The following is a 21153-nucleotide window of genomic DNA, read 5'->3' on the forward strand; positions in this document are numbered from 1 at the left end:
TCATGGCCTCTCTTTCTTCTTATTTTTCGCCCATTACCCGCCGACGGTTGGCGGCCTTTAAAGCCAACCGCCGTGCCCGCGTATCGCTTTGGCTGTTTACGGCACTGTTTGTGTTTAGTCTGTTTGCCGAGCTGGTCGCCAACGACAAGCCCATCATTATGCAGTACGACGGCCAGTGGTACGTGCCGCTGCTGGTGGATTACCCCGAAACCGAGTTTGACGGGTTTCTTCCCACGCGTACCGATTATCTGGATCCGTTTATTCAGCAACAGATTAAAGAGCACGGCTGGGCGCTGTGGCCAGCCATCCCGTATTCCTACCAAACCCTGGACATGAACATGACCCGCCCTTCCCCAGCACCGCCGGATAGCCGCCACTGGCTGGGTACCGATGATCAGGGCCGTGATGTATTAGCGCGTGTCATTTATGGCTTTCGCCTCTCGGTTGCTTTTGCACTAGTGCTCACTGCGGGCTCGTTGGTCATCGGCGTTGTGGTTGGTGGTGTGCAGGGCTACTTTGGTGGCAAGATTGATTTGATCGGTCAGCGAGTGACTGAAATATGGTCGGGCCTTCCGGTGCTGTTCCTGCTCATCATTTTAGCCAGCTTTGTTCAGCCGGGGTTCTGGTGGTTGCTGGGGATCATGCTGCTCTTCTCATGGCTTGGCCTGGTCGATATCGTGCGCGCAGAGTTTCTGCGTGCGCGTAACCTGGAGTACGTGCGTGCCGCCAAGGCGATGGGATTGCCCTCGCGCCTGATCATGTGGCGCCACGTGCTGCCCAATGCCATGGTCGCGACGCTAACCTTTATTCCGTTTCTGTTTACCGGTGCCATCGGCACGCTGACCGCGCTGGATTTCCTCGGTTTCGGCCTGCCCCCCGGCGCGCCCTCGCTGGGCGAACTGGCAGCGCAGGGCAAGAACAACTTACATGCCCCCTGGCTGGGCATCACGGCGTTCATGACCCTGGCAATCATGCTTTCGCTACTAGTGTTCATTGGCGAAGGCTTGCGCGACGCCTTCGACCCCCGTCACGTACAACAGCGCCAGGCTGGCCCTGCCCAGGAGACACAAAATGCCTAACCCGCTCCTGCGCATCGAGAATCTCAACATTGCCTTCGATGATACGCCCGTGGTGCATGCGCTATCACTCACCCTCAATGCGGGTGAAACCCTGGCGATTGTCGGGGAGTCCGGGTCGGGCAAATCAGTCTCTGCGCTCGGGATGATCAACCTCTTGCCCAGCAATGCGACTATCAAGGGCGAGCGTTGGCTGGGTGATACCGATCTGTCGACATTGACCCAGGACCAGTGGAACGACGTGCGCGGTAATCGTGTCGGTTTTATTTTCCAGGAGCCGATGACGTCGCTTAACCCGCTCCATCGAGTTGGCAAGCAGATTGGCGAAGCATTGCGTCTGCATCAGGGCTTGCGCGGCCAGGCGGCCCGCCAACGCTGCAAAGCGCTACTCGAACAAGTGAAACTGCCGCGCCCGGAAGAGCTGCTGGATGCTTGGCCTCATCAGCTTTCGGGCGGACAGCGCCAGCGGGTGATGATTGCCATGGCGATTGCCAATAATCCCTCACTGCTGATTGCCGATGAGCCCACCACCGCCCTGGACGTGACGGTGCAGCAGGAGATACTTGCCCTGCTGCGTGAACTGCGCGACCACCACGCCATGGGCATGCTGTTTATCAGTCATGACTTGAACCTGGTGCGCCGTCACGCGGATCGCATCTGCGTCATGCATCAGGGGCGGATACAGGAAATCGGGCCAGTTGAACAGGTCTTTCAACACCCGCAAAGTGATTACACCAAAGCGCTGCTCGCCGCCGAGCCGGAAGGCAGACCCCAGGCCATTAAGCAAGCGCCACCGCTGTTAACGGCTCGTCAGTTGAGCGTAAGCTTCAAGCGCCCCAAGACCGGCCTGTTCAAACGCCAGCCGCCTGCGTTTGTGGCAGTTCAGCCCACCGATTTTCAGATCACGCCGGGCGAGACCCTGGGCATTGTAGGGGAGTCAGGGTCGGGCAAAACCACGCTGGCGTCGGCCGTCATGCGGCTGGTCACTAGCCAAGGCGATGTTACCCTTGGCAACGATAAATTAAGCTCCCTGTCCGGTGATGATTTGCGACGCCAGCGCCACCGTTTTCAGATGGTGTTTCAGGACCCCTATGGCGCCCTTTCGCCACGCATGCCGGTGTTTGATATCGTTAGCGAGGGGCTGCGCTTTCATTACCCGCACCTGACTGACAAAGAAGTCACCCAGCGGGTTAACCAAACCCTTCAAGAAGTGGGTTTGCCCGCAAGCTGTGCTGCGCGCTACCCCCATGAGTTTTCCGGTGGTCAACGCCAGCGCATTGCCGTGGCCCGAGCGATCATTCTGGAGCCAGAACTGCTGGTGCTTGATGAACCCACTTCTGCATTAGACCGCACGGTACAGAAGCAGCTTGTTACCCTGCTGCGCGACCTTCAGGCCCGTAGGCAGTTGAGTTATCTGTTCATTAGTCACGATCTTGCCGTTATTCGCGCTATGGCCCATCGCATTATGGTGCTCAAAGATGGCGAAGTCGTCGAACAAGGCCTCTGCCTGGACGTGCTTTCCGCGCCCAAACACGCCTATACCCAAGCGCTGATTGCTGCTGCTCACCTAGCCCCTTAAAGTTAAGCCCCTGAAAATTCAGCTCCTTAATACTTATCGCATTAATACTTATCATCTTAGTGCTTAGCAACGGTTAACCGCTATTGGCGGTGGTCGTTCTAGCTTGCGACCTTTCTTTCGGAGTGGCACAAAATTTGGGTATTTCTGAAGTTAAAATAACAAGATAACGGTATAAATATTTAGTTAAAATAAAGCCGCTTACCCTTCCAGGCAGCGGCTAAAGAATACTTACTAAGTATTCAGAACAGCGCAATTTCGTCGTCAGTCAACTCACGCCACTCGCCGGGCGCAAGGTTAGCATCCAAGGCTAAATCACCGATGGAGCTGCGGTGCAGAGAGTTCACATGATTCCCTAAGGCGGCAAACATTCGCTTTACCTGGTGGTAGCGCCCTTCGGTAATCGTAAGCTCCGCCTGGGTGGGCGATAGCAGCCGCAGCGTCGCGGGCTGGGTCGGGGTTTCTTCGCCATCCAGCATCAGGCCATCCGCCACCTGGCCAATCGCCCACTCAGCCGCTGCACCCTCCATGGGCTCAGCAAGCTCTGCGATATAGACCTTGGCGCAGCGGTGGCGCGGCGAGGTCACACGGTGCGACCACTGGCCGTCATCGGTTAACAACAGCAGGCCCGTCGTATCCACATCCAAGCGCCCCACCGGCTGTAAGCGTTCGGCTTTGGGCAGATCAATCAGGTCGATTGCGCGCTGGTAAAGGCCACGGCGGGCATTACACTCAACGTCCACCGGCTTGTGCAGCATAATATAGCGTACGCCTACCAGCGCCAGCCGCTCGCCATTAAGAACAACCACATCGTTATCGGTATCGATTTGAGTAGCCGATTGCTTGATCGGCTCACCATTGAGGGTGACTTCGCCGTTCTTCAGTGCTCGCTTGGCGAGGCTACGGGTTAACGGTGAGGTTTCACTTAAAAAGCGATCAAGGCGCATCATTAACCCACTCCTGGCAGCAGCTTAAAATGGTCGGCATCTTGCCAGGCAGGAAATTTTTCACGAAAAGCATCAAGGGCAGTTTTATCCAGCGTGCCCGTCTCTATAAACGGGGTATGGGCAGGTTGATCAATTAACGGTTCGCCTTTGAAGTCGACCAATAAGGAGTCGCCGCTATAGGCCAGCCCTTTGGCATCCTCTCCAACGCGATTAACGCCAATCACATAGCTTAGGTTCTCTACCGCACGGGCCTGTAGCAGCGTACGCCAGGGGTGACGACGCGGTGCTGGCCAATTGGCGATACACAGCAGCGCATCATACTCGAAATGCTCACCTTCTGCTGGCTGCTGGCGCATCCACACCGGAAAACGCAGGTCATAGCAAACGCTTAACAGCAGCTTAAAGCCGTTGAGCTCCACCACTTTGCGTTCACTGCCCATGCCGTAACGCTCGTGCTCGCCAGCCATACGGAATAAGTGGCGCTTATCGTAGTAGGTTAAGTCGCCCTCCGGCGTTGCCCATATCAAGCGATTATAAAATTCGCCATTCTCTTCGATCGCCACGCTGCCAGTCATCACGCAGTTTCGGGCCTGCGCCTGAGTCTGCAACCAAGTCACACTTTGGCTTTCGGCCATTGGCTGAGCCATTTCACGCGAGTTCATGGTAAAGCCGGTGGCAAACATTTCAGGCAAAACAATAAGGTCGGTATCACGGCTATCCAGCTCACCGAGCAACTCCTCAAGATGAGCGTGGTTGGCTTTTGGGTCTTCCCAGCGCAGATCGCACTGCACCAAGCTGGATCTAAGTTTAGTCATTAAACACCTCCGTTCCGCCAGTGTTATTGCAATGTTTATGCTAGATTAGCATCTTTAAATAATGAGGCTGCTATGCTTCCTACTCCAACACGCGATCCCGACGCAGTCAAAGGCGTTATGTTTGGGCTAACGGCCTATACGATGTGGGGCTGTTTTCCGCTCTTTTTTGCCTTATTTGACGGCGTTCCCGCCTTTGAAATATTGATTCACCGCATTATCTGGGCCTGCCTGTTTTTGGTGGGTCTGATTACCCTGTTACGCCGCTGGCCTCCCGTTGTTGCTGCTTTGGGCGAACCAAAAAAGCTTGGACGTGTACTGGCCTGTGCGCTATTGATCGCGTTCAACTGGGGTCTCTATATCTATGCGGTGGAATCCAAGCAGGTCTTGCAGGCGAGTTTAGGCTATTTCCTGACGCCGTTGGTGAACGTCGCACTCGGCATGCTGGTGTTGCGAGAAGTGATGGCAAAACTGCAACTGGTGGCGCTGGGGCTAGCAAGCATTGCGATTGCCACCCAGTTTGTAATGCTTGGTGAACTGCCCTGGATCAGCTTGCTGCTGGCGTTAAGCTTCGGTAGTTACGGCCTGTTTCGTAAGCAGGTGCCGCTAGACGGCCTATCAGGACTGTTTGTGGAAACCCTTTTGCTATTCCCCCTCGCCCTGATCGCCTTGAGTTGGTTAAGCTGGAACGACACCTCACATTTTTTACAGAACACTTCAACGACCAGTTTACTGGTCGCCAGTGGGGCTTTAACCGCGCTGCCACTAATGGCCTTTGCTGGCGCGGCCCGCCGGTTGCGTTTGGCGACCCTGGGCTTTTTGATGTATATCAACCCGAGTATTCAATTTCTGATCGCGTTAACCGTTTTCGGTGAGCCCCTGGGGCTTATCCAGTTAGCGACCTTTGTGCTTATCTGGATTGGGCTTGCGCTCTATTCCTGGTCAGCGTGGCAGTCACGCCCGCGCTACGCGACGGCTAGTTAAGGCAAGTGGTGGTGAGTCGGTGTCTGCGGCGGCTTTCAGCGTAGGCGTCGATGTTGTATCCCGTTCCGGCTGATAACCTACGCGGAAGCCACCCCAATGCTTGCCCTGCACATACACTGGCACTGAAAGGTCGTGCATGATTTCTCCGGTGTCCCGCTTGTAGGTCTGCAGCAACAGCGGTTTCTCATGGGCGCCACAGCGGCTACCGGTCGGGTCATCGAATATCCGCTTACTACGGCAATATTTGAGATCGTGAGCGTAGTCACCGGTTGGCTCACGGCTGACTGCCTGATTATGGGTCGGCACATAGCCTTTACGGTCGCAGGCAATGGCGTAACTCAGACCCAGCTGTTTCAGCATTGGTTCTTGCAAAGTGGGTAGGTGCTTATCGGTAAAGGTATCGAAACCGGTTTTATAAAGTGGCGGCTGGGTACCGGGGATTTGCTCGTAATGGGGCTGGAACAGTTTAGTTTCTGACAGTTCACCACTGGCAATCGCTTTTTCGAGCATCTTGCCCAACTTATCGGCAGTTGATCGCGCGGCATGAAACACCTGCTGGTGTCGCCCTTCTAGATGCTGTTGAGCCAGTTCCCCATCAACCCCTTCAGCGGCTTCCATCAACGCCCGGGCCTGCTCAGCCAAATCGTGCATATTACGGTTGCCTTCATCAACGTCATCTTCCAGTTGGCTCAGGCTGTCCGCCACGGTTTGGCTGTGTTGACGAGTATTTCCCATGGCATCGGCGACGCGAGTGATTTCACTCTGTACCTGATCAAATTCTTTCGTCATCGTCCCCAAGCTATTGCCAACTACTTGTAATCCTTTCGAACGCTCGCTGATACGGGTCATTAAATGGCCCATAGTGGCGACCACTGACTGGCCGCTCTCGTGCATGTCTTTCACCAGCTCATCGACACTTTGCGTCGCGGTGGAGGTTTTTAACGCCAGGTTGCGTACTTCGCCAGCGACTACCGCGAAGCCGCGTCCATGCTCCCCCGCCCGTGCCGCTTCGATGGATGCATTAAGCGAAAGGAGGTGGGTTTGCTCGGCGATATCCTCGATCATTGAGGTGACGTTACGCACACGTTCAATTTTTTCGTTCAGAGCGGTCAGCATGTCCAGTGCCTGATTAGAGCGCTCGGCGACATCACTCATGTCCTGGATAATATCGTCCAGCTCGGCATGGTTGTGATGGCTGGCTTCCCGGGCGCTCTCTGCCAGCGCCGCCACTTGGCTGGCGCTGGCACTCACCTGCATAATGGCTGCATTAATCGCCGTCATGCTCGAGGAAGCCTCACGGGCCATGGCCTCTTGTTTGGAAAGGCGCTGATCCATCAGATCGGCATAGTGCGACACTTCTGCCGAGGCTATCGCGGTGCTGCTGGCGCGGTTCATTAACCGGTAGGCCATGGCACGCAGCGAGCGGTAATCACGTAGCGGTTTAAAGCCACGCTGCCCCTGCTCAAGGCGACGTTGGTCGGCCCGGTATACACCTTCCAGCGCATTGAGCAGCACAGTGCCACCGCCTAATGCGGCCAACAGGAGCGCCAGAAAACTCCACAGACCACCTTGCAAGGCAAGTCCTATCGACAGCGCCAAGAACAGTACCGGAACTAATAATTGCAGTAAGCGCATGAGCAGTACTCGTTTTATTAACGTTATTGAGTATCAAAAACCCTACATAAGGGGGGGCTTAACTCCCCTTTGTGGCTAAGCTTAGCGTGTTACGCTAATGAAAGAAGTAGCACTTTGGGGGAAGACGCGAAGTATTAAGCGCTTCGTCATCATAGAGTTACCGCCGTGCAAATGAATATAAGCACTGCAATGAAATGGAATATCCCTTACTCTCTTTGTTCTGCCACTCTTACACCCTATGGAATCCATGCTAAAGCGCTACTTGCCGATCCTGACGTGGCTCCCCCACTACCATAAACGCCTGCTGGGGGCCGACCTTTTGGCGGGTTTGATCGTCACGGTGATGGTCATTCCCCAGTCGCTGGCCTACGCGCTGCTAGCCGGGCTACCCGCCGTGGTAGGCCTGTACGCTAGCATCCTGCCACAACTGGTCTATACCCTGTTTGGCACCAGCAAAACCCTCGCTGTCGGGCCGGTGGCAATCATCGCGCTGATGACCGGTGCCGCGCTCTCATCAGTGGCGGCCACAGGTACCGAGACCTACTTACAGGCAGCGCTCATCCTGTCACTGCTTTCTGGGGGCATGCTGGTCGTGATGGGGCTGCTGAAAATGGGCTTTTTCAGCAATTTTTTAAGCCACCCGGTTATCTCCGGTTTTTTAACGGCGTCGGGTATTTTGATCGCAGCTAGCCAACTTGGCAGTTTGCTGGGGGTTGAGAGTAGTGGCTTTACCCTGGTGGAGCGCCTTATTACCCTGGTGCCCAATTTAGCCACCTTTAACTTACCCACTTTGCTGATTGGCAGTGGAACCCTCCTGTTTCTGATTGCTATGCGACGCAAAGGTAAAGCCACCCTGCACAAGATGGGCCTGCCAAACACCCTGGCGGACTTGATCGCCAAAGCGGGGCCAGTTTTTGCGGTAGTGATTACCACCCTGGTGACCTGGCACTGGCAGTTGGCCGATAAAGGCGTCGACGTAGTGGGATCCATTCCCGGTGGGTTACCCGCGTTGAGTTTCCCCTGGGGGGACTACTCGCTGTGGCGAGCGCTACTAATCCCAGCGCTGCTGATTAGTCTGGTCGGCTTTGTGGAGTCGGTTTCCATGGGCCAGATGTTGGCCGCTAAACGGCGCCAACGCATCTCTCCCAATCAGGAGTTAGTAGGCCTGGGCGCCAGCAATTTAGCCGCCGGGCTTTCCAGCGGCATGCCGGTAACCGGAGGGTTATCACGCACTGTTATTAACTACGATGCAGGGGCGCAAACGCCTGCGGCGGGTGCCTTTGCAGCGCTGGGCATTGCACTGGTCACCATGTCGTTTACCGGTTGGCTCTACTATCTGCCCATCGCCACCCTGGCCGCGACAATCACCGTTTCGATTTGGACGCTGGTAGACATCCCCATGCTGCGCCAAACCTGGCGCTACTCCCGCAGCGACTTTGCCGCCATGGCAGTTACAATTCTGCTCACGCTGGGCGAAGGCGTTGAAGCTGGCATCATCAGCGGCGTAACCCTCTCTATAGCGCTGTTTTTGTACCGCACCAGCCGCCCGCATAGCGCCTTGGTAGGCCGCGTGCCCGGTACCGAACACTTTAGAAACACCACCCGCCACGATGTCGAAACGGTCAATACCGTTGCCCTACTGCGCATCGATGAGAGTCTCTATTTTGCCAATGCCCGCTACTTGGAAGACACCGTTTATAACCTAGTGGCGAGTCATCCGGAGCTTGAGCACGTGGTGCTGATCTGTTCGGCGGTTAATCTGATCGATGCCTCGGCGCTAGAGAGCTTGGATGCGATCAATGCGCGCTTAAAAGACTCCGATGTAAAACTGCATCTATCCGAGGTCAAAGGTCCGGTGATGGATCAACTCAAGAAGAGTGACTTCCTTGAGGCGCTTACCGGACGAGTATTTTTAAGTACTTATGCCGCTTGGCGTGAATTTTCCTAACCATCTTGCCGTAACGTGCCATTAATTGGTGGCCGAGAAAATCAAAGTAATGACAATTCGTCTGCTAGCTTTAACTAACGCTCGTTTGAATGTATCATAGACTTCTAAACAAGCGCATCGATACCAAGAGCGCCAAGGAGTGGGGATGCCAAGCGAGTGGATAGCGCGTCATGATCAAACAGTCACCCTTAAAGGCGAGTGGACGCTTGCCAATTATCGCCATATTAAAGCGGCGCTTCAGCACAGTGAAACTCGAACTGAGCCTGGCAAGCCAACGGATGCGACGGTTTCACTAGACGCAATAACGCGCCTTGATACCGCTGGTGCCATACTCATTGTGGAGCTGATTGGCGTTGAGAAAGCGCAGGCGGTAGCGGATTGGGCAGCAGAACTGCCGAAAGAGCAGCAGGCGCTGCTGGTGCGTATTGCCGAAGCCATGGAAGCCCCGCTTGACGTTGATCCCCCAACCTATTCGCGTATTAGCCAAGCGCTTGCCAGCGTGGGTCAACAAATGGTGGGGCTTTGGTCTCAGCAGCGCCAACTGCTGGCCTTCATTGGTCTCGTCGTGGCCACCCTCTTCCATCTGGTATTGCGGCCACGCCACTGGCGCTTAACGGCCACCGTGGCCCATATTCAGCAGAGCGGTCTTAATGCTGTACCCATCGTCGCACTACTCACCTTTATGGTGGGCGCCGTTGTGGCTTTCCTTGGCGCTACCGTTTTGCAGGATTTTGGCGCCACGATTTATACCATCGATCTTGTTGCGTTCTCATTCTTGCGAGAGTTCGGCGTTCTGCTTGCTGCGATCCTACTGGCGGGACGAACCGCCAGCGCCTTTACTGCCCAAATTGGCGCCATGAAATCCAACGAAGAGATTGATGCCCTGCAGGCCCAAGGGCTAGATCCTATCGAGCTTTTGGTGCTTCCACGGGTAATGGCGATGTTGATTAGCCTGCCTATGCTCGCCTTTGTAGGTATGCTCAGCGGGTTAGCGGGAGGCGCTATGGTCACCTCCCTATCGCTGGATATTTCACTTACCCAGTTTATGGCCACACTGCAAAAAGACGTGTCGGTGACGCATTTTTTGGTAGGCCTTAGCAAAGCACCGGTGTTTGCCTTTGTGATCGCCGTGATCGGCTGCCTTGAAGGCTTTAAGGTCAGCGGCAGCGCGCAGTCGGTGGGGGAACACACGACGTCCAGCGTCGTTCAATCGATTTTTATGGTGATTCTGATTGATGCCGTCGCCGCACTATTCTTTATGGAGATGGGCTGGTGACTGAATCAGATAAACCAACAGAGCAAAACAACCAAGCGGTCATTAAAGTTCGAGGCTTGGTCAATCGCTTTGGCACTCATGTTGTTCACGAAAACTTAGATTTAACCCTCGAACGTGGGGAAATCCTCGGCGTTGTAGGCGGTTCGGGTACCGGTAAATCAGTGCTATTACGCAGCATCGTCGGTCTGAAGCGCCCCAATGACGGCACGGTTGAAGTCCTCGGCACAACCCTTAACGAGCTTGACGATGCACAGCGCAGCCAAATAGAGCGGCGCTTTGGCGTGCTGTTTCAGCGCGGTGCGCTGTTCAGCTCGTTGAACCTGCAAGAGAATATTGCCCTACCGCTAATTGAACACGCCAGGCTACCCCGTGAAGACGCCGAGCATCTTGCCAGGGTCAAGCTATCGTTGGTCGGGCTTCCACCACAGGCTGCGCTGCAGTTTCCTGAGTCGCTATCTGGCGGCATGGTCAAACGCGCCGCCCTCGCCCGCGCCTTAGCGCTTGACCCTGACATCCTGTTTCTTGATGAGCCCACCGCTGGGCTTGACCCTATTGGCGCGGCGGCCTTCGATCAGTTGCTGGTCACCCTTCGCGATGCGCTGGGGTTCAGCGTATTTCTGGTTACCCATGACCTGGATACGCTCTACGCCGCCTGCGATCGGGTCGCCGTGCTCTCGCAGAAACGCGTGTTGGTGGTGGATACCATCGACAAGGTCGCGGAGACCGACGATGAATGGGTTCAAGATTACTTTCATGGGCCGCGTGGTCGAGCCGCGCAAAGTGCTCATACTGCCACTTCAACGAATGCTTACACACAGGAGTGAGGGTAGATGGAAACCCGCGCGCATCACGTGTTAATCGGTTTATTCACGCTGGGCACCGCCGCAGCGGCGCTGCTGTTTGCGCTATGGATGAGCTATGCAGCAGGCGAACGTAGCTACCAGCCTTACCGTATTCTTTTTGAGCGCAGCGTCAGCGGCTTATCGGTCGGCAGCCGAGTGCAATATAACGGTATTGAGGTGGGGGACGTTACCGAGCTGAACCTCAATCCTGATGACCCACGGCAGGTGATTGCCCATATCCGCGTCTACGATGACGCGCCGATTAAAACAGACACCCGGGCAAAACTAGCCTTTGCCAGTATTACCGGCAGCATGTCTGTGCAACTCCACGGGGGTACCCCGGAAGCCCCGCTGCTGATTGACGAAACCGATATCGAAGCGCCGTTTATACGCGCAGACCCTTCGCCCATCGCCACGCTGTTCGATGAAGGCGAAGATATGATCGAGAACATCAACTCAATTCTGAAAAACGTTAACGAGCTGTTTGACGATAATAACCGTGAGCAGGCAGGCAGTATTTTAACCAATATTGCTCAGATCACCGAAATGATTGCCACCCAGCAGGACGCTCTAGACCAAAATATGGCGCTTTTCGGCGAGGCGACCCGCCAGGCGACGACCACACTTAACAGCATCGACGCACTTAGCCAGGAAGCGACGCAGTTGCTGCGTCAAGATGGCCGGCTGGTAATGCAGAGCGCCGCCGAGGCGAGCGATGATGTGGCCCGTGCTGCTCAGCGTATTGAGCAATTAGTAGAGACTAACGCTGGCGCCATCGAAGGCAGTCTGCAGGGTGCGCAGGATATTGCCCCAGCGCTCTCTTCGCTGCGCTCCACGCTCGCTACGCTGGATCGTATTACTCGTCAGCTAGAGGAGAGCCCAACGGACTTTATCCTGGGCCGTGATCAAGTAGAGGAGTTCCGTCCATGACTTTGCGCCCCACCGCTATCGTTTTAGTTTGCGCTGCGTTGCTATTCAGCAGTGGCTGTTCAATATTGCCCGAAAGTGAACCAGCGACGCTGTATCGTCTGCCCAGTAGCGATGTGCAGCCCGTTACCCCGTCATCCGATGCTATAATAACCCGTCAACGCCTCGCGGTGGCTGCTCCCCAGGCGGGACATTTACTGAGTAGCAACCGCATTGTGGTCTACCCAGAGGGCAATATCGTTAATGTGTATGAAGGTGCCCGCTGGCAGGAGGACGCCCCTGACTTGCTTCAATCGCGTTTGATCACGGGGCTACAGCAGAGCCGCCTATTTGCCAGCGTGGGGAGCGATAGCCTGCCTTCAGAACGACTGCTGCTGAGCGAACTACGTCACTTTCAGAGCGACTACGCTACCCATCCGCCCACGGTGAAAGTTCAGCTTGATGTTCAGCTCGTCAGCACTCAAAACCGCGCTTCAATCGCGACTCAAAGCTTCACCACTAGCGCGCAATCAATAAGCACCGATATACCTGATGTGGTTAATGCGTTTGGTATCGCTAGTGACGAGCTTGCTGAAGAACTGGTCAACTGGCTGGCTAATCAGGAGGAAGCTCATACACTTGAGTAAGCTAGCATTGACTAAGCCAGCGTGATTAGGAGGTTTTTTCCCTTCGGACATACTCCCGCGGGTCGCGGGGGTAGTAGCGTTCGGGTTGGCTTTCAAGATGAGTAAAGTAACGGGTGTCTTTGTAGGGCATCTTCATGTAGCCCGAGACGCCTAGGCCCTCTATCTGGTCTACCGAGGCGAGAATGCGCGCCAGCAGCGTGCGGAACTCGCCCTCTCGAGCCGGATCCAGCAGGCGGTAGTAGCTATGTATTTTGAGGTGCTGTGGAAGCGCTTCAAAAATGATCATGCCGGTGTGGTGAATATCATTGAGCTGCTGCAGCACATGCATAATCGCCTCGGGCAGTACCAAAAGCTCTTCTGGGTCGGGGCCATCTTCAAAGTAGCTGTGCTGACGGGTGCGATCCTCGAGCTCCGGTACTGCGCTCAACTCGTAGCCTATCGCCATTCTGGGTTCGCTAACGAAGGCTTCATCCACGGAAGCTCGTTCTAAGTGCAGTGTTTGGCGCGCGTTAAACAAGCAGCTTTTAAACACGCCCTGGCGGTGAATTGCCCGCGCCAGGTGCACCATATTGTTAACCGCTTCGATAAAGGCGGGCTTCAGCGTCGGGTCGTGTAAATTTAACGACGAGTCGATATATACCCCTTCTCGCTCCCAGCGTACCGCCAAGCCCCCTACCACCGGATATTTGCCCAAGCGGCTCACCGACGCCAAAAAGGCCTTTTCGGTTTCACCCATACCCTGCATAAACTGCTTGTAGTAGCGATCTAACTGCACATCATTGACATCATTCAGGGTTTCTTGAGCATGCTCTTCCTGTGAAAACGCTTCGCGCAGGAAGGCTTTGCGCGAGCTATAGACCACGGTATCGATCTCCTGATGCGCGGGGCGCGCCCATACCGGCACCAGCGGTACATTGTGCGATGCGGGCAGATCGATCATTACGACTCTGGCCATACGCGGCATGTGGTTTAGAAAGTAGTCGCCTGCTTTGCGCCGCACCTGAGGGTCGGGGTCGAGCATTCCATCCAGGGTGCGGGCAAACTCCATCGGTAACCCCAGCGAACAGGCGGGAATGGCTCGATGGCCAAATCGACACGACTGCGCCGATGCCAGCGCATACAGGGTGCCTGCTGCTCCCTGCTCATCGAACCGCGGCGATGAGAGCGCGCCGTTTAACTGCTCTTCGCCAATAAAGTAAACATCGCCCAATCGGGCATTGGTTTGCTGCAGATTATCCGACATCAGCTCCATGACGTTCGCGCCCACAAACTGCAGTTGAGCATCCAATTGGGCAAATACCGATGAGCCCCAGTCGATTAGCGCAATAGACTCCTGCTCGGCGTCATACACCAAGTTAGAAGGCTTAATATCGCCATGCACTACCGGCCGTGCCTGGGGGCCTGACTCCCGGCGCAGGGTAAGCAGGATGTCGGCCAACTGCGCCGCCATGCGCACAATCAAGCGGGGTGAGAGGCGCCCCTGTTTAAGCGATACCTGCTCTAGATTCCAGCCGGGGGCACGCTCCATCACCAGAATGGACTGCCCCCGGGAACGCTGGTAGGCAATGAGACCTGGAATGCGAGGATGGGACACCTGCTCGAGCATAAACGCCTCCTCTTCGAGGCGTTCCTGCAAGTGCGTGGGTAGGGTAATGCGCGAGAATTTAAAGACATAGTGCGCTACAGCACCTTGGTGGACGGTACTGCCAGCAAATACAAAACCGTAGGCGCCCTTGCCAATCAGCTCGATGCCCTTATAGCCCAACTGGGAGAGCTGCGCCTGGCACAGCGCCACCCAGTCTTTAAGCTTGCGGGCATCGTGATGACTCAGCAGATAAACCGACTGCTCTTCGGGTATGTAAAACTGCTGAAGCGGTGCCTGGGACATAAGTCGCCTTACTAGCCCAAGTGAAGCAGCATGGTCTCTGGGGCTTCCAGAAAGCCCTTCCAGGCATTACAGAAACGCGCAATAGTACCACCGTCGATAAAGCGGTGATCGCCCGCCCAGGTGATGGTCATAATCGCGCGGCGCTGTACCTCACCCTGCTCATCAAAGCGCGGTAACCATTGGGTTTTACCAATCGCCACAATGGCGGCTTCTGGGGCGTTAATAATCGGCGCGGCGTAGGTGCCTCCCAGCGCTCCGATATTGGAAATACTAATGGTGCCGCCTTTTAGATCCGCCTGATCTACCCGCCCCTCCCGGGCTGAGGTGGTTAACCGGCCGACTTCACGGGCAATTTCCAACAGGGTTAAGCGCTCAACGTTTTTGACATTGGGCACCATCAGGCCTGACTTGCTATCTACCGCCATCCCGATATTGCACTGGGGGTAGTAGTGCAGCTCATCCCCCGCGGCATTTAACTGGGCATTAACGATGGGCTCTTCGGCGACGGCTAACGCCATGGCTTTCATAAAAAACGGCATCAATGTCAGCCGCTCGCCCTGGGCCTCGGCCACCGGTTTCAAGCGCTCTCGCAGCGCCAGCAGTGCGGTAACGTCGATCTCTTCGCCGTAGTGAAAATGCGGAATAGTGCTGGCTGCCTCGACCATGCGCTTGGCCATGACCGCCCGCACGCCGCGGAGGGGTTCCACTCTGGGCGCCTGAGTTTCAGCTTGGTTTTTAACAGCAGGGTTGTTAACAGCGGTTTGGCTAGATGAGGATGCTTGGTCAATATGCGCCAGCACGTCCTCTTTTAGCACCCGACCATCTTTGCCGCTGCCAGCGATCTCCGTAAGCTGAAGAGCGTGTTCACGCACCAGGCGCCTGACGGCGGGGCTGGCTGGTACCTTGTCATATAAGCGGCCAGCCGCCGGAGCACCTGAAGTAGTGGACGGTTCTGGCATCTTTGGCTTATCACTGGAGGCCGATTGCGCCGCTTCAGGCTCGGCCTCGCTCATACTGTTACTGGCCCCATCCACTTGATAGGCATACAGTGGTGCATGGACTTTAGCAATTTGGCCCTGGGCCACATACAGTTTGGTCACGACACCGGCTTCGGGGGCGGTAATCTCCACCAGCGCTTTGTCGGTCATGACTTCAACGATAGGCTGGTCTTCTTCAATTTGATCGCCTTCAGCGACGCGCCACTCGACGACTTCGCACTCGACGATACCCTCGCCAATATCAGGCAGTAAAAAATCGCTCATTGTTGTTCTCCCCATGCGTACTTAGGCATTAATAGCCACTAAAAGTTGACGCTTTCGCGAATCGCTTCAAAAATCTTCAGGTGATCAGGCAGATACTCTTTTTCCAGCACCAGCGGAAAAGGCGTATCCAGACCCGTCACCCGGGCAATGGGCGATTCCAGGTAGAGAAAACAACGCTCTTGAATAGTGGCAGCAATTTCACCGGCAAAGCCGCCAGTTAATGGAGCTTCGTGGCTGACGACCAGGCGGCCAGTTTTAAATACGGATTCCGCTACCGTGTCGGCATCCCAGGGCAGCAGTGAGCGCAGATCGATCACTTCACAGGCGATGCCCTGCTCTTCGGCTAGTTCAACCGCTTTGCCGATCACTTCCATCTGCGCGCCCCAGCCCACCACGGTAATATCCGTCCCCTCCTTGGTGATTTCGGCTTCGCCAATGGGTAGCTGGTAATCCTCTTCGGGCACGTCGCCTACCGCAGCGCGATAGAGACGCTTAGGCTCCAGAAAAAGTACCGGATCCGGGTCGCGAATAGCGGCAAGCAGTAGCCCTTTGGCTTGATAGGGGTTGCGCGGCACCACCACCTTTAACCCAGGTGTATGGGTGAAATAAGCTTCCGGTGATTGAGAGTGATAAAGGCCACCGGCGATGCCGCCGCCGTAAGGGGTTCGAATGGTCAATCCGCCAACGTTAAACAGATCGCCTGAGCGGTAGCGGAACTTGGCAGTTTCGTTAACGATCTGGTCAAACGCGGGAAAGATATAGTCGGCAAACTGTATTTCTGCCACAGGCACCGAGCCTTGGGCTGCCAAGCCGTTGGCAAAACCGATAATGCCCTGTTCGACAAGGGGAGTGTTGAAACAGCGCGCTTTGCCGTACTTCTCCTGCAGGTGACTGGTGGCCCGAAATACGCCGCCAAAAATACCCACATCTTCACCAAAGCAGATGACTTTTTCATCCTCTGCCATGGCGATATCCAGGGCATTATTAATTGCCTGGAGCATGTTCATGGTAGCCATGTTACGCCTCTCCCTGGGTATCAGTCTCGGTGCCCACGTCTAGATCCAACGACTGCGCCCCGCGGGGATAAGCCTCGGGGTAGCGACGGATATGGCGTTTTAACTGATCGAATTGGCGTTGTAGCGACGGGGTAATATCGGCATACACATCGCTGATCAGGCTCTCTAGCGGCGGCGATGAGCGCTTTTCTGCTCGCTTCATGGTTTCCAACACTTCACGACGAAGGGTTTCCTGCTGGGAAGCCTCCTCCTCTTCGCTCCACCACTGCTTCTTCAACAGCCATTTTTGCAGCCGCAGCAGTGGGTCTTTGGCGCGCCACACCTCCTCTTCATCTTTCGAGCGATAGCCAGAAGGGTCGTCGGAAGAAGAGTGTGCGGCAAGGCGATAGCTCATGGCCTCGATCAATACCGGCTGATTTTGCTCAACGGCGATCTTGCGTGCCTGCCGAGTCGCTTCATAGACCGCCAGCACGTCGTTGCCATCCACGCGGATTACGTGCATATGGTAGCCAAAAGCACGCGGAGCGATACCGTCGGCGGCAAACTGCTCGACGGCTGGCGTGGAAATGGCATAGCCATTGTTACGGCAGAAGAAAATCACCGGCACCTGATGCACTGAGGCCATATTCAGCGCGGCGTGGAAATCACCCTCTGAGGCAGCGCCTTCCCCAAAAAACGTTAACGTGCAGTGACCGTTACCAGCCAATTTTTGGCCGTAAGCGTAGCCCGTGGCTTGAGGAATCTGAGTTGCCAAGGGGGACGAGATGGTCATGTAATGCAGCTTGCGCGACCCATAGTGAATCGGCATTTGACGGCCTTTGCCGTAGTCCAGCTCGTTGCCGAACAGCTGATTCATAAATTCGTCGATCGAGAAGCCGCGATACATTAAAGCGCCCTGCTCGCGGTACTGCGCCATAATCATATCGGCGTCATTAAGCGCAGCGGTGGCGCCCACTACGGCGGCCTCTTCCCCTGTGCACTGCATGTAGAAGCTCAGCCGCCCTTGGCGCTGAGCCGCCATCATGCGTTCATCGAGAATACGCGTGGCCAGCATTGCTTGGTAGATACGCCGGGCGTGATCGCGTTCGAGTACCGGTTCACTAGCGCCGCTATGCAGCTCACCTTCGGGGTTAAGCAGGCTGAAGGTAGGGATCGAGAATTCGTCGCCGGTCATGAAGTCCGGCTGGTGTACGTACTGTGTCATCATTATTGTCCTTGTTTTACCCCTTTTGAGGGCAGTGTTGTTGGTATTGACCGTTTATGCCAGTGGATTTATCTGTCATAGGCCAACGCAACATCTAGCTACCACAACGTTTAGGACAATAACGCAGCACAAGGACTTTAGGGATGCTACTTAAGACGCAGAGAGGTTAAAACGCAGAAAATCAGGGGCTCCCTAGGTATCAGAGGTGCGCGCACGGAGTCGGCGCTGCAACACTTCGAACAGACTATCAATTGTCAGGGCCAACAACGCAATGGTCAGTGCCCCTTGTACCACATAGGCCATATTGCCGTTCACGATGCCGGAGATAATCGGGTCGCCCAGGTTACTGGCTCCCACGGTAGCTCCTAAGGCAGCCGTGGCGATATTGATGGTCACCGAAGTACGGATGCCCGCCAAAATGACCGGCGCTGCCAGCGGCAGTTCAACTTGGCGCAGGATTTGTACCGGCTTCATGCCCATCGCGTGAGCCGCCATTTTAATATCGCCTTCGACGCCCTGCAGACCGGCAAGGGTATTGCGCACGATAGGCAGCAGCCCATAGAGCATCAGAGCGACAATAATCGGTAAGGTGCCAAAACCCAGAACGGGTACCGCCAGCGCCAGGACGGCCACCGGGGGAAACGTTTGCCCCAGCGATGCCAACTGGGCCACTAGCGGTAGAAAATCACTGCCCCAGCTGCGGGTAACGGCAATGCCTGCGGCGACCCCCACGATAATGGTCACCACCGCGGCAATACCGACCACAAAGAGGTGGCGGCCTAGCAAGGTGACAAAACCGGCGCGGTCGTAGATTACCTGGCGGGCATCAGGCTCTATCCAGCGAAACAAGGGCTCGGCAGCGGACATCGCCAGGACACTGAGCAGCAGCAGTAGACCCCACACCAACGGCCATAGCCACAGCGGCGCTTTTTTGGTGGGCTGCGCGACGCTAAGCGAATTACTCACGCGCATTTCCCTTATCCAACTGAGCTTCCTTAATAATTCTGCGCAGCGATAGTTCACCAATGGGAACATCGTGCTGGTCGACGACGGCAAGCCTATCGCTGTGGTCGCGCAGCATCATGGAGAGTGCCTGACGTAGCGAGAAGTCCGCCGGTATTCGCGACTGGGCGGGTAAAGTAGGCCCCATAGAGGTCATGTGATCTTTCACACGGGTTAACGCCGCCTGCTTAAGGCCCCGTTCAAGGCCACCCAGCAGCGACTCGACAAAAGGGTCGACGGGGTTTTGCAATAGCGCCAGCGGTGAACCTTGTTGCACGATTCGCCCTTCACGCATCACCACTAAGTGATCTGCCAGCTTTAGCGCTTCATCCATATCGTGGGTCACGAACACCACAGTTTTGTGCAACCGCCCTTGCAGCTTGCCCAGCTCATCCTGGAGTTTTTCACGGGTAATAGGATCGAGCGCGCCGAAGGGTTCATCCATCAACAATATATCCGGGTCTGCCGCCAGGGCACGGGCAACGCCTACTCGCTGCGCCTGCCCTCCGGAAAGCTGATGCGGGTATTTATGCCCAAACTCATCCACCGGCAAGCCGAGCAAATGCATTAACTCCGCCACCCGCGACTGGACGTCGGCTGCTGACCATTTCAATAAGCGTGGCACCAGGCCGATGTTGCGCGCAACGTTCCAGTGGGGAAAAAGCCCGGTGTGCTGAATCACATAGCCAATCCGGCGGCGTAATTTCACCGGGTCATACGCGTCAATCGCCTGGCCATCGAGGATGATGTCGCCTTCGCTATGCTCAATTAAGCGGTTGATCATACGTAGCGTGGTCGATTTACCACAGCCAGAGGTACCCACCAAGGCACAGAATTTACCCTTCGGTACCCGTAGCGAAATATCGTCCACCGCGGTTTCATCCCCAAACCGCTTGGATACGTGGGAGAGCTCGATCATCTTGTTCCTCCGGGGCGCAGCGCTTCTGCCAAGGCACCTAAGCCCGCATCCACCACCAGAGCCAGCATTAAAATAGGCAACGCGCCAAGCAACACCATATCCATGGCAGCCTGACCTAAGCCTTGAAAAATAAATGTACCCAGTCCGCCTGCACCAATCAGTGCGGCAACCGCGGTGAGCCCAACGGCCTGTACAGTGGTAATCCTCACCCCTTCCAACAGCACCGGCAGCGCCAGCGGTAACCGCACCTGCCAAAAGCGCTGCCCGGCACGCATGCCCATCCCTTTGGCGGCTTCTAATGTGTCGGGACTCACTTGTTCAAGCGCGGTATAGGTATTGCGCACAATAGGCAGCAGGCTATAGGCAATGAGGGCAATTAAGGCAGGCGTTGTACCAATACCGCTAACGCCAAGCTGGCCTAAAAAAGGCACGTTGGCGGCAAGCCAAGCGAGTGGCGCCAGCAGTAGACCGAATAGCGCCAAGCTGGGAATGGTTTGAAGAAAATTGAGGACGGCGAATGCGCCCTTCTGGAGCCGGGCGTAACGGCGCATCAGCATGGCAAGCGCTAGCCCAAGCACAATACTTACGCTAACTGCGATACCAACCAGCTTAATATGTTGCGCGACGGCGCTTAGAAACTGTTGATCACGGGCTTTAAATTCTTGAACGAGGGCAAGCGTTTCCAGCCCTAAAGCCGCACAGAGCCACCACACCAGCGCAATGCCACACAGCAGCAGCGTAGGCCATATCCGCGTGAGGTTTAAGCGTAACCGTAGTTCTACCAAGCACAGCAGGAGTACAAACAGTACAACCCAATACGCTGCCCCCAAACCCAAACGCGCTTGAGGCATCTCAGGGTCAATGAGTAAATAGCTGCTCGCCATCAACCCCACCGGCATCAGCGCCATTATGACGACCACCGCCGTTAGCAGCGCCCGGTAGTGACGCTGGCTAGGCTGCCAGGCGAGAATGCCTACACAGGAGAGCAATAACGTTACTAATAGCGCACCGGGCCAACCAAAAGCCGCGAAGGCGCCATATCCTGTACCTAACACAATGCGGTTAGGGGCCATGCTGACCACGTCAAGAAACCAGAACGCGGCCAGCATCGTTAGGCTAAGGCTAACAAGCACAATATTCGGGTGCCGCCCTTCCCAACGAAGCCGCGGGGTGGGCAGTGCATCCATTAGTGACATTAATTAGTTATCCCGAG

At 55.7% G+C, this 21153-nt stretch carries 18 protein-coding genes; 8 read left to right on the forward strand and 10 right to left on the reverse strand.

What is annotated here, in order from left to right; translation table 11 throughout:
• The first annotated feature begins 2 nt into the window (after positions 1–2).
• Both V8L71_RS08310 and V8L71_RS08315 read left to right on the forward strand, forming a co-directional pair.
• On the forward strand, positions 3–1079 hold the full coding sequence (locus tag V8L71_RS08310; RefSeq protein WP_336273803.1) for an ABC transporter permease: 1077 nt from the start codon (positions 3–5) through the stop codon (positions 1077–1079).
• Positions 1072–2655 (forward strand): ABC transporter ATP-binding protein, encoded by a 1584-nt coding sequence (locus tag V8L71_RS08315; RefSeq protein WP_336273804.1) that lies wholly within the window; start codon positions 1072–1074, stop codon positions 2653–2655. Before V8L71_RS08310 ends, V8L71_RS08315 begins: the two co-directional genes overlap by 8 nt.
• Positions 2656–2894: 239 nt before the next feature.
• Here the strand turns inward: V8L71_RS08315 and V8L71_RS08320 are convergent, their stop codons facing one another.
• On the reverse strand, positions 2895–3599 hold the full coding sequence (locus V8L71_RS08320; protein ID WP_101147051.1) for a pseudouridine synthase: 705 nt from the start codon (positions 3597–3599) through the stop codon (positions 2895–2897).
• Positions 3600–3601: 2 nt separating this feature from the next.
• A complete protein-coding gene (locus V8L71_RS08325) occupies positions 3602–4414 on the reverse strand; it encodes an amidohydrolase (protein WP_336273805.1) in 813 nt (270 codons plus the stop codon).
• A 72-nt stretch (positions 4415–4486) separates the two neighbouring features.
• Between V8L71_RS08325 and rarD the strand changes: the two genes are divergently transcribed.
• The gene (rarD, locus tag V8L71_RS08330; RefSeq protein ID WP_336273806.1) at positions 4487–5395 is read left to right on the forward strand and encodes an EamA family transporter RarD; all 909 of its coding nucleotides are present in this window, start codon (positions 4487–4489) and stop codon (positions 5393–5395) included.
• On the opposite strand, the gene V8L71_RS08335 is transcribed toward rarD, so the two are convergent.
• Positions 5366–7030: a methyl-accepting chemotaxis protein gene (locus tag V8L71_RS08335; protein ID WP_336273807.1), complete on the reverse strand. Its 1665-nt coding sequence runs from the start codon at positions 7028–7030 to the stop codon at positions 5366–5368. The genes rarD and V8L71_RS08335 overlap by 30 nt on opposite strands.
• 247 nt (positions 7031–7277) lie before the next feature.
• On the opposite strand from V8L71_RS08335, the gene V8L71_RS08340 reads away from it, so the two are divergent.
• The 5 genes from V8L71_RS08340 to V8L71_RS08360 all read left to right on the forward strand — a co-directional run bounded on the left by V8L71_RS08340 (position 7278) and on the right by V8L71_RS08360 (position 12649).
• Entirely contained in the window at positions 7278–8978 is a 1701-nt protein-coding gene (locus V8L71_RS08340) for a SulP family inorganic anion transporter (RefSeq protein ID WP_336273808.1), read from the forward strand.
• A gap of 145 nt (positions 8979–9123) precedes the next feature.
• Positions 9124–10254, forward strand: a complete 1131-nt coding sequence (locus tag V8L71_RS08345; RefSeq protein WP_336273809.1) for an MlaE family ABC transporter permease — start codon at positions 9124–9126, stop codon at positions 10252–10254.
• Positions 10248–11078: an ABC transporter ATP-binding protein gene (locus V8L71_RS08350; protein WP_336273846.1), complete on the forward strand. Its 831-nt coding sequence runs from the start codon at positions 10248–10250 to the stop codon at positions 11076–11078. The genes V8L71_RS08345 and V8L71_RS08350 overlap by 7 nt, the downstream gene beginning before the upstream one ends.
• 6 nt (positions 11079–11084) lie before the next feature.
• Positions 11085–12026, forward strand: coding sequence for an MlaD family protein (locus tag V8L71_RS08355; protein WP_336273810.1), 942 nt, complete (start codon positions 11085–11087; stop codon positions 12024–12026).
• Positions 12023–12649: an ABC-type transport auxiliary lipoprotein family protein gene (locus tag V8L71_RS08360; RefSeq protein ID WP_336273811.1), complete on the forward strand. Its 627-nt coding sequence runs from the start codon at positions 12023–12025 to the stop codon at positions 12647–12649. The genes V8L71_RS08355 and V8L71_RS08360 overlap by 4 nt, the downstream gene beginning before the upstream one ends.
• A 25-nt stretch (positions 12650–12674) precedes the next feature.
• On the opposite strand, the gene V8L71_RS08365 is transcribed toward V8L71_RS08360, so the two are convergent.
• The 7 genes from V8L71_RS08365 to V8L71_RS08395 all read right to left on the reverse strand — a co-directional run bounded on the left by V8L71_RS08365 (position 12675) and on the right by V8L71_RS08395 (position 21136).
• Positions 12675–14537 (reverse strand): protein kinase domain-containing protein, encoded by a 1863-nt coding sequence (locus tag V8L71_RS08365; RefSeq protein ID WP_336273812.1) that lies wholly within the window; start codon positions 14535–14537, stop codon positions 12675–12677.
• Between the two features lie 11 nt (positions 14538–14548).
• Positions 14549–15799, reverse strand: coding sequence for a 2-oxo acid dehydrogenase subunit E2 (locus V8L71_RS08370; RefSeq protein WP_336273813.1), 1251 nt, complete (start codon positions 15797–15799; stop codon positions 14549–14551).
• A gap of 38 nt (positions 15800–15837) precedes the next feature.
• On the reverse strand, positions 15838–16815 hold the full coding sequence (locus tag V8L71_RS08375; protein ID WP_336273814.1) for an alpha-ketoacid dehydrogenase subunit beta: 978 nt from the start codon (positions 16813–16815) through the stop codon (positions 15838–15840).
• Between the two features lies 1 nt (position 16816).
• Positions 16817–18019 carry a thiamine pyrophosphate-dependent dehydrogenase E1 component subunit alpha gene (locus tag V8L71_RS08380; protein ID WP_336273847.1) on the reverse strand — a complete coding sequence of 401 codons (1203 nt, stop codon included), beginning with the start codon at positions 18017–18019 and terminating at the stop codon, positions 16817–16819.
• A 192-nt stretch (positions 18020–18211) separates the two neighbouring features.
• A complete protein-coding gene (locus V8L71_RS08385) occupies positions 18212–18991 on the reverse strand; it encodes an ABC transporter permease (RefSeq protein ID WP_336273815.1) in 780 nt (259 codons plus the stop codon).
• Complete coding sequence (locus tag V8L71_RS08390; RefSeq protein WP_336273816.1) at positions 18978–19940, reverse strand: ABC transporter ATP-binding protein; 963 nt, start codon at positions 19938–19940, stop codon at positions 18978–18980. The genes V8L71_RS08385 and V8L71_RS08390 overlap by 14 nt, the downstream gene beginning before the upstream one ends.
• Positions 19937–21136 carry an ABC transporter permease gene (locus tag V8L71_RS08395; RefSeq protein WP_336273817.1) on the reverse strand — a complete coding sequence of 400 codons (1200 nt, stop codon included), beginning with the start codon at positions 21134–21136 and terminating at the stop codon, positions 19937–19939. The genes V8L71_RS08390 and V8L71_RS08395 overlap by 4 nt, the downstream gene beginning before the upstream one ends.
• Positions 21137–21153: the final 17 nt, after the last annotated feature.

Origin of the sequence: Vreelandella indica (assembly GCF_037070225.1) — a bacterium.
Taxonomy (GTDB): Bacteria; Pseudomonadota; Gammaproteobacteria; order Pseudomonadales; family Halomonadaceae; genus Vreelandella; species Vreelandella arctica.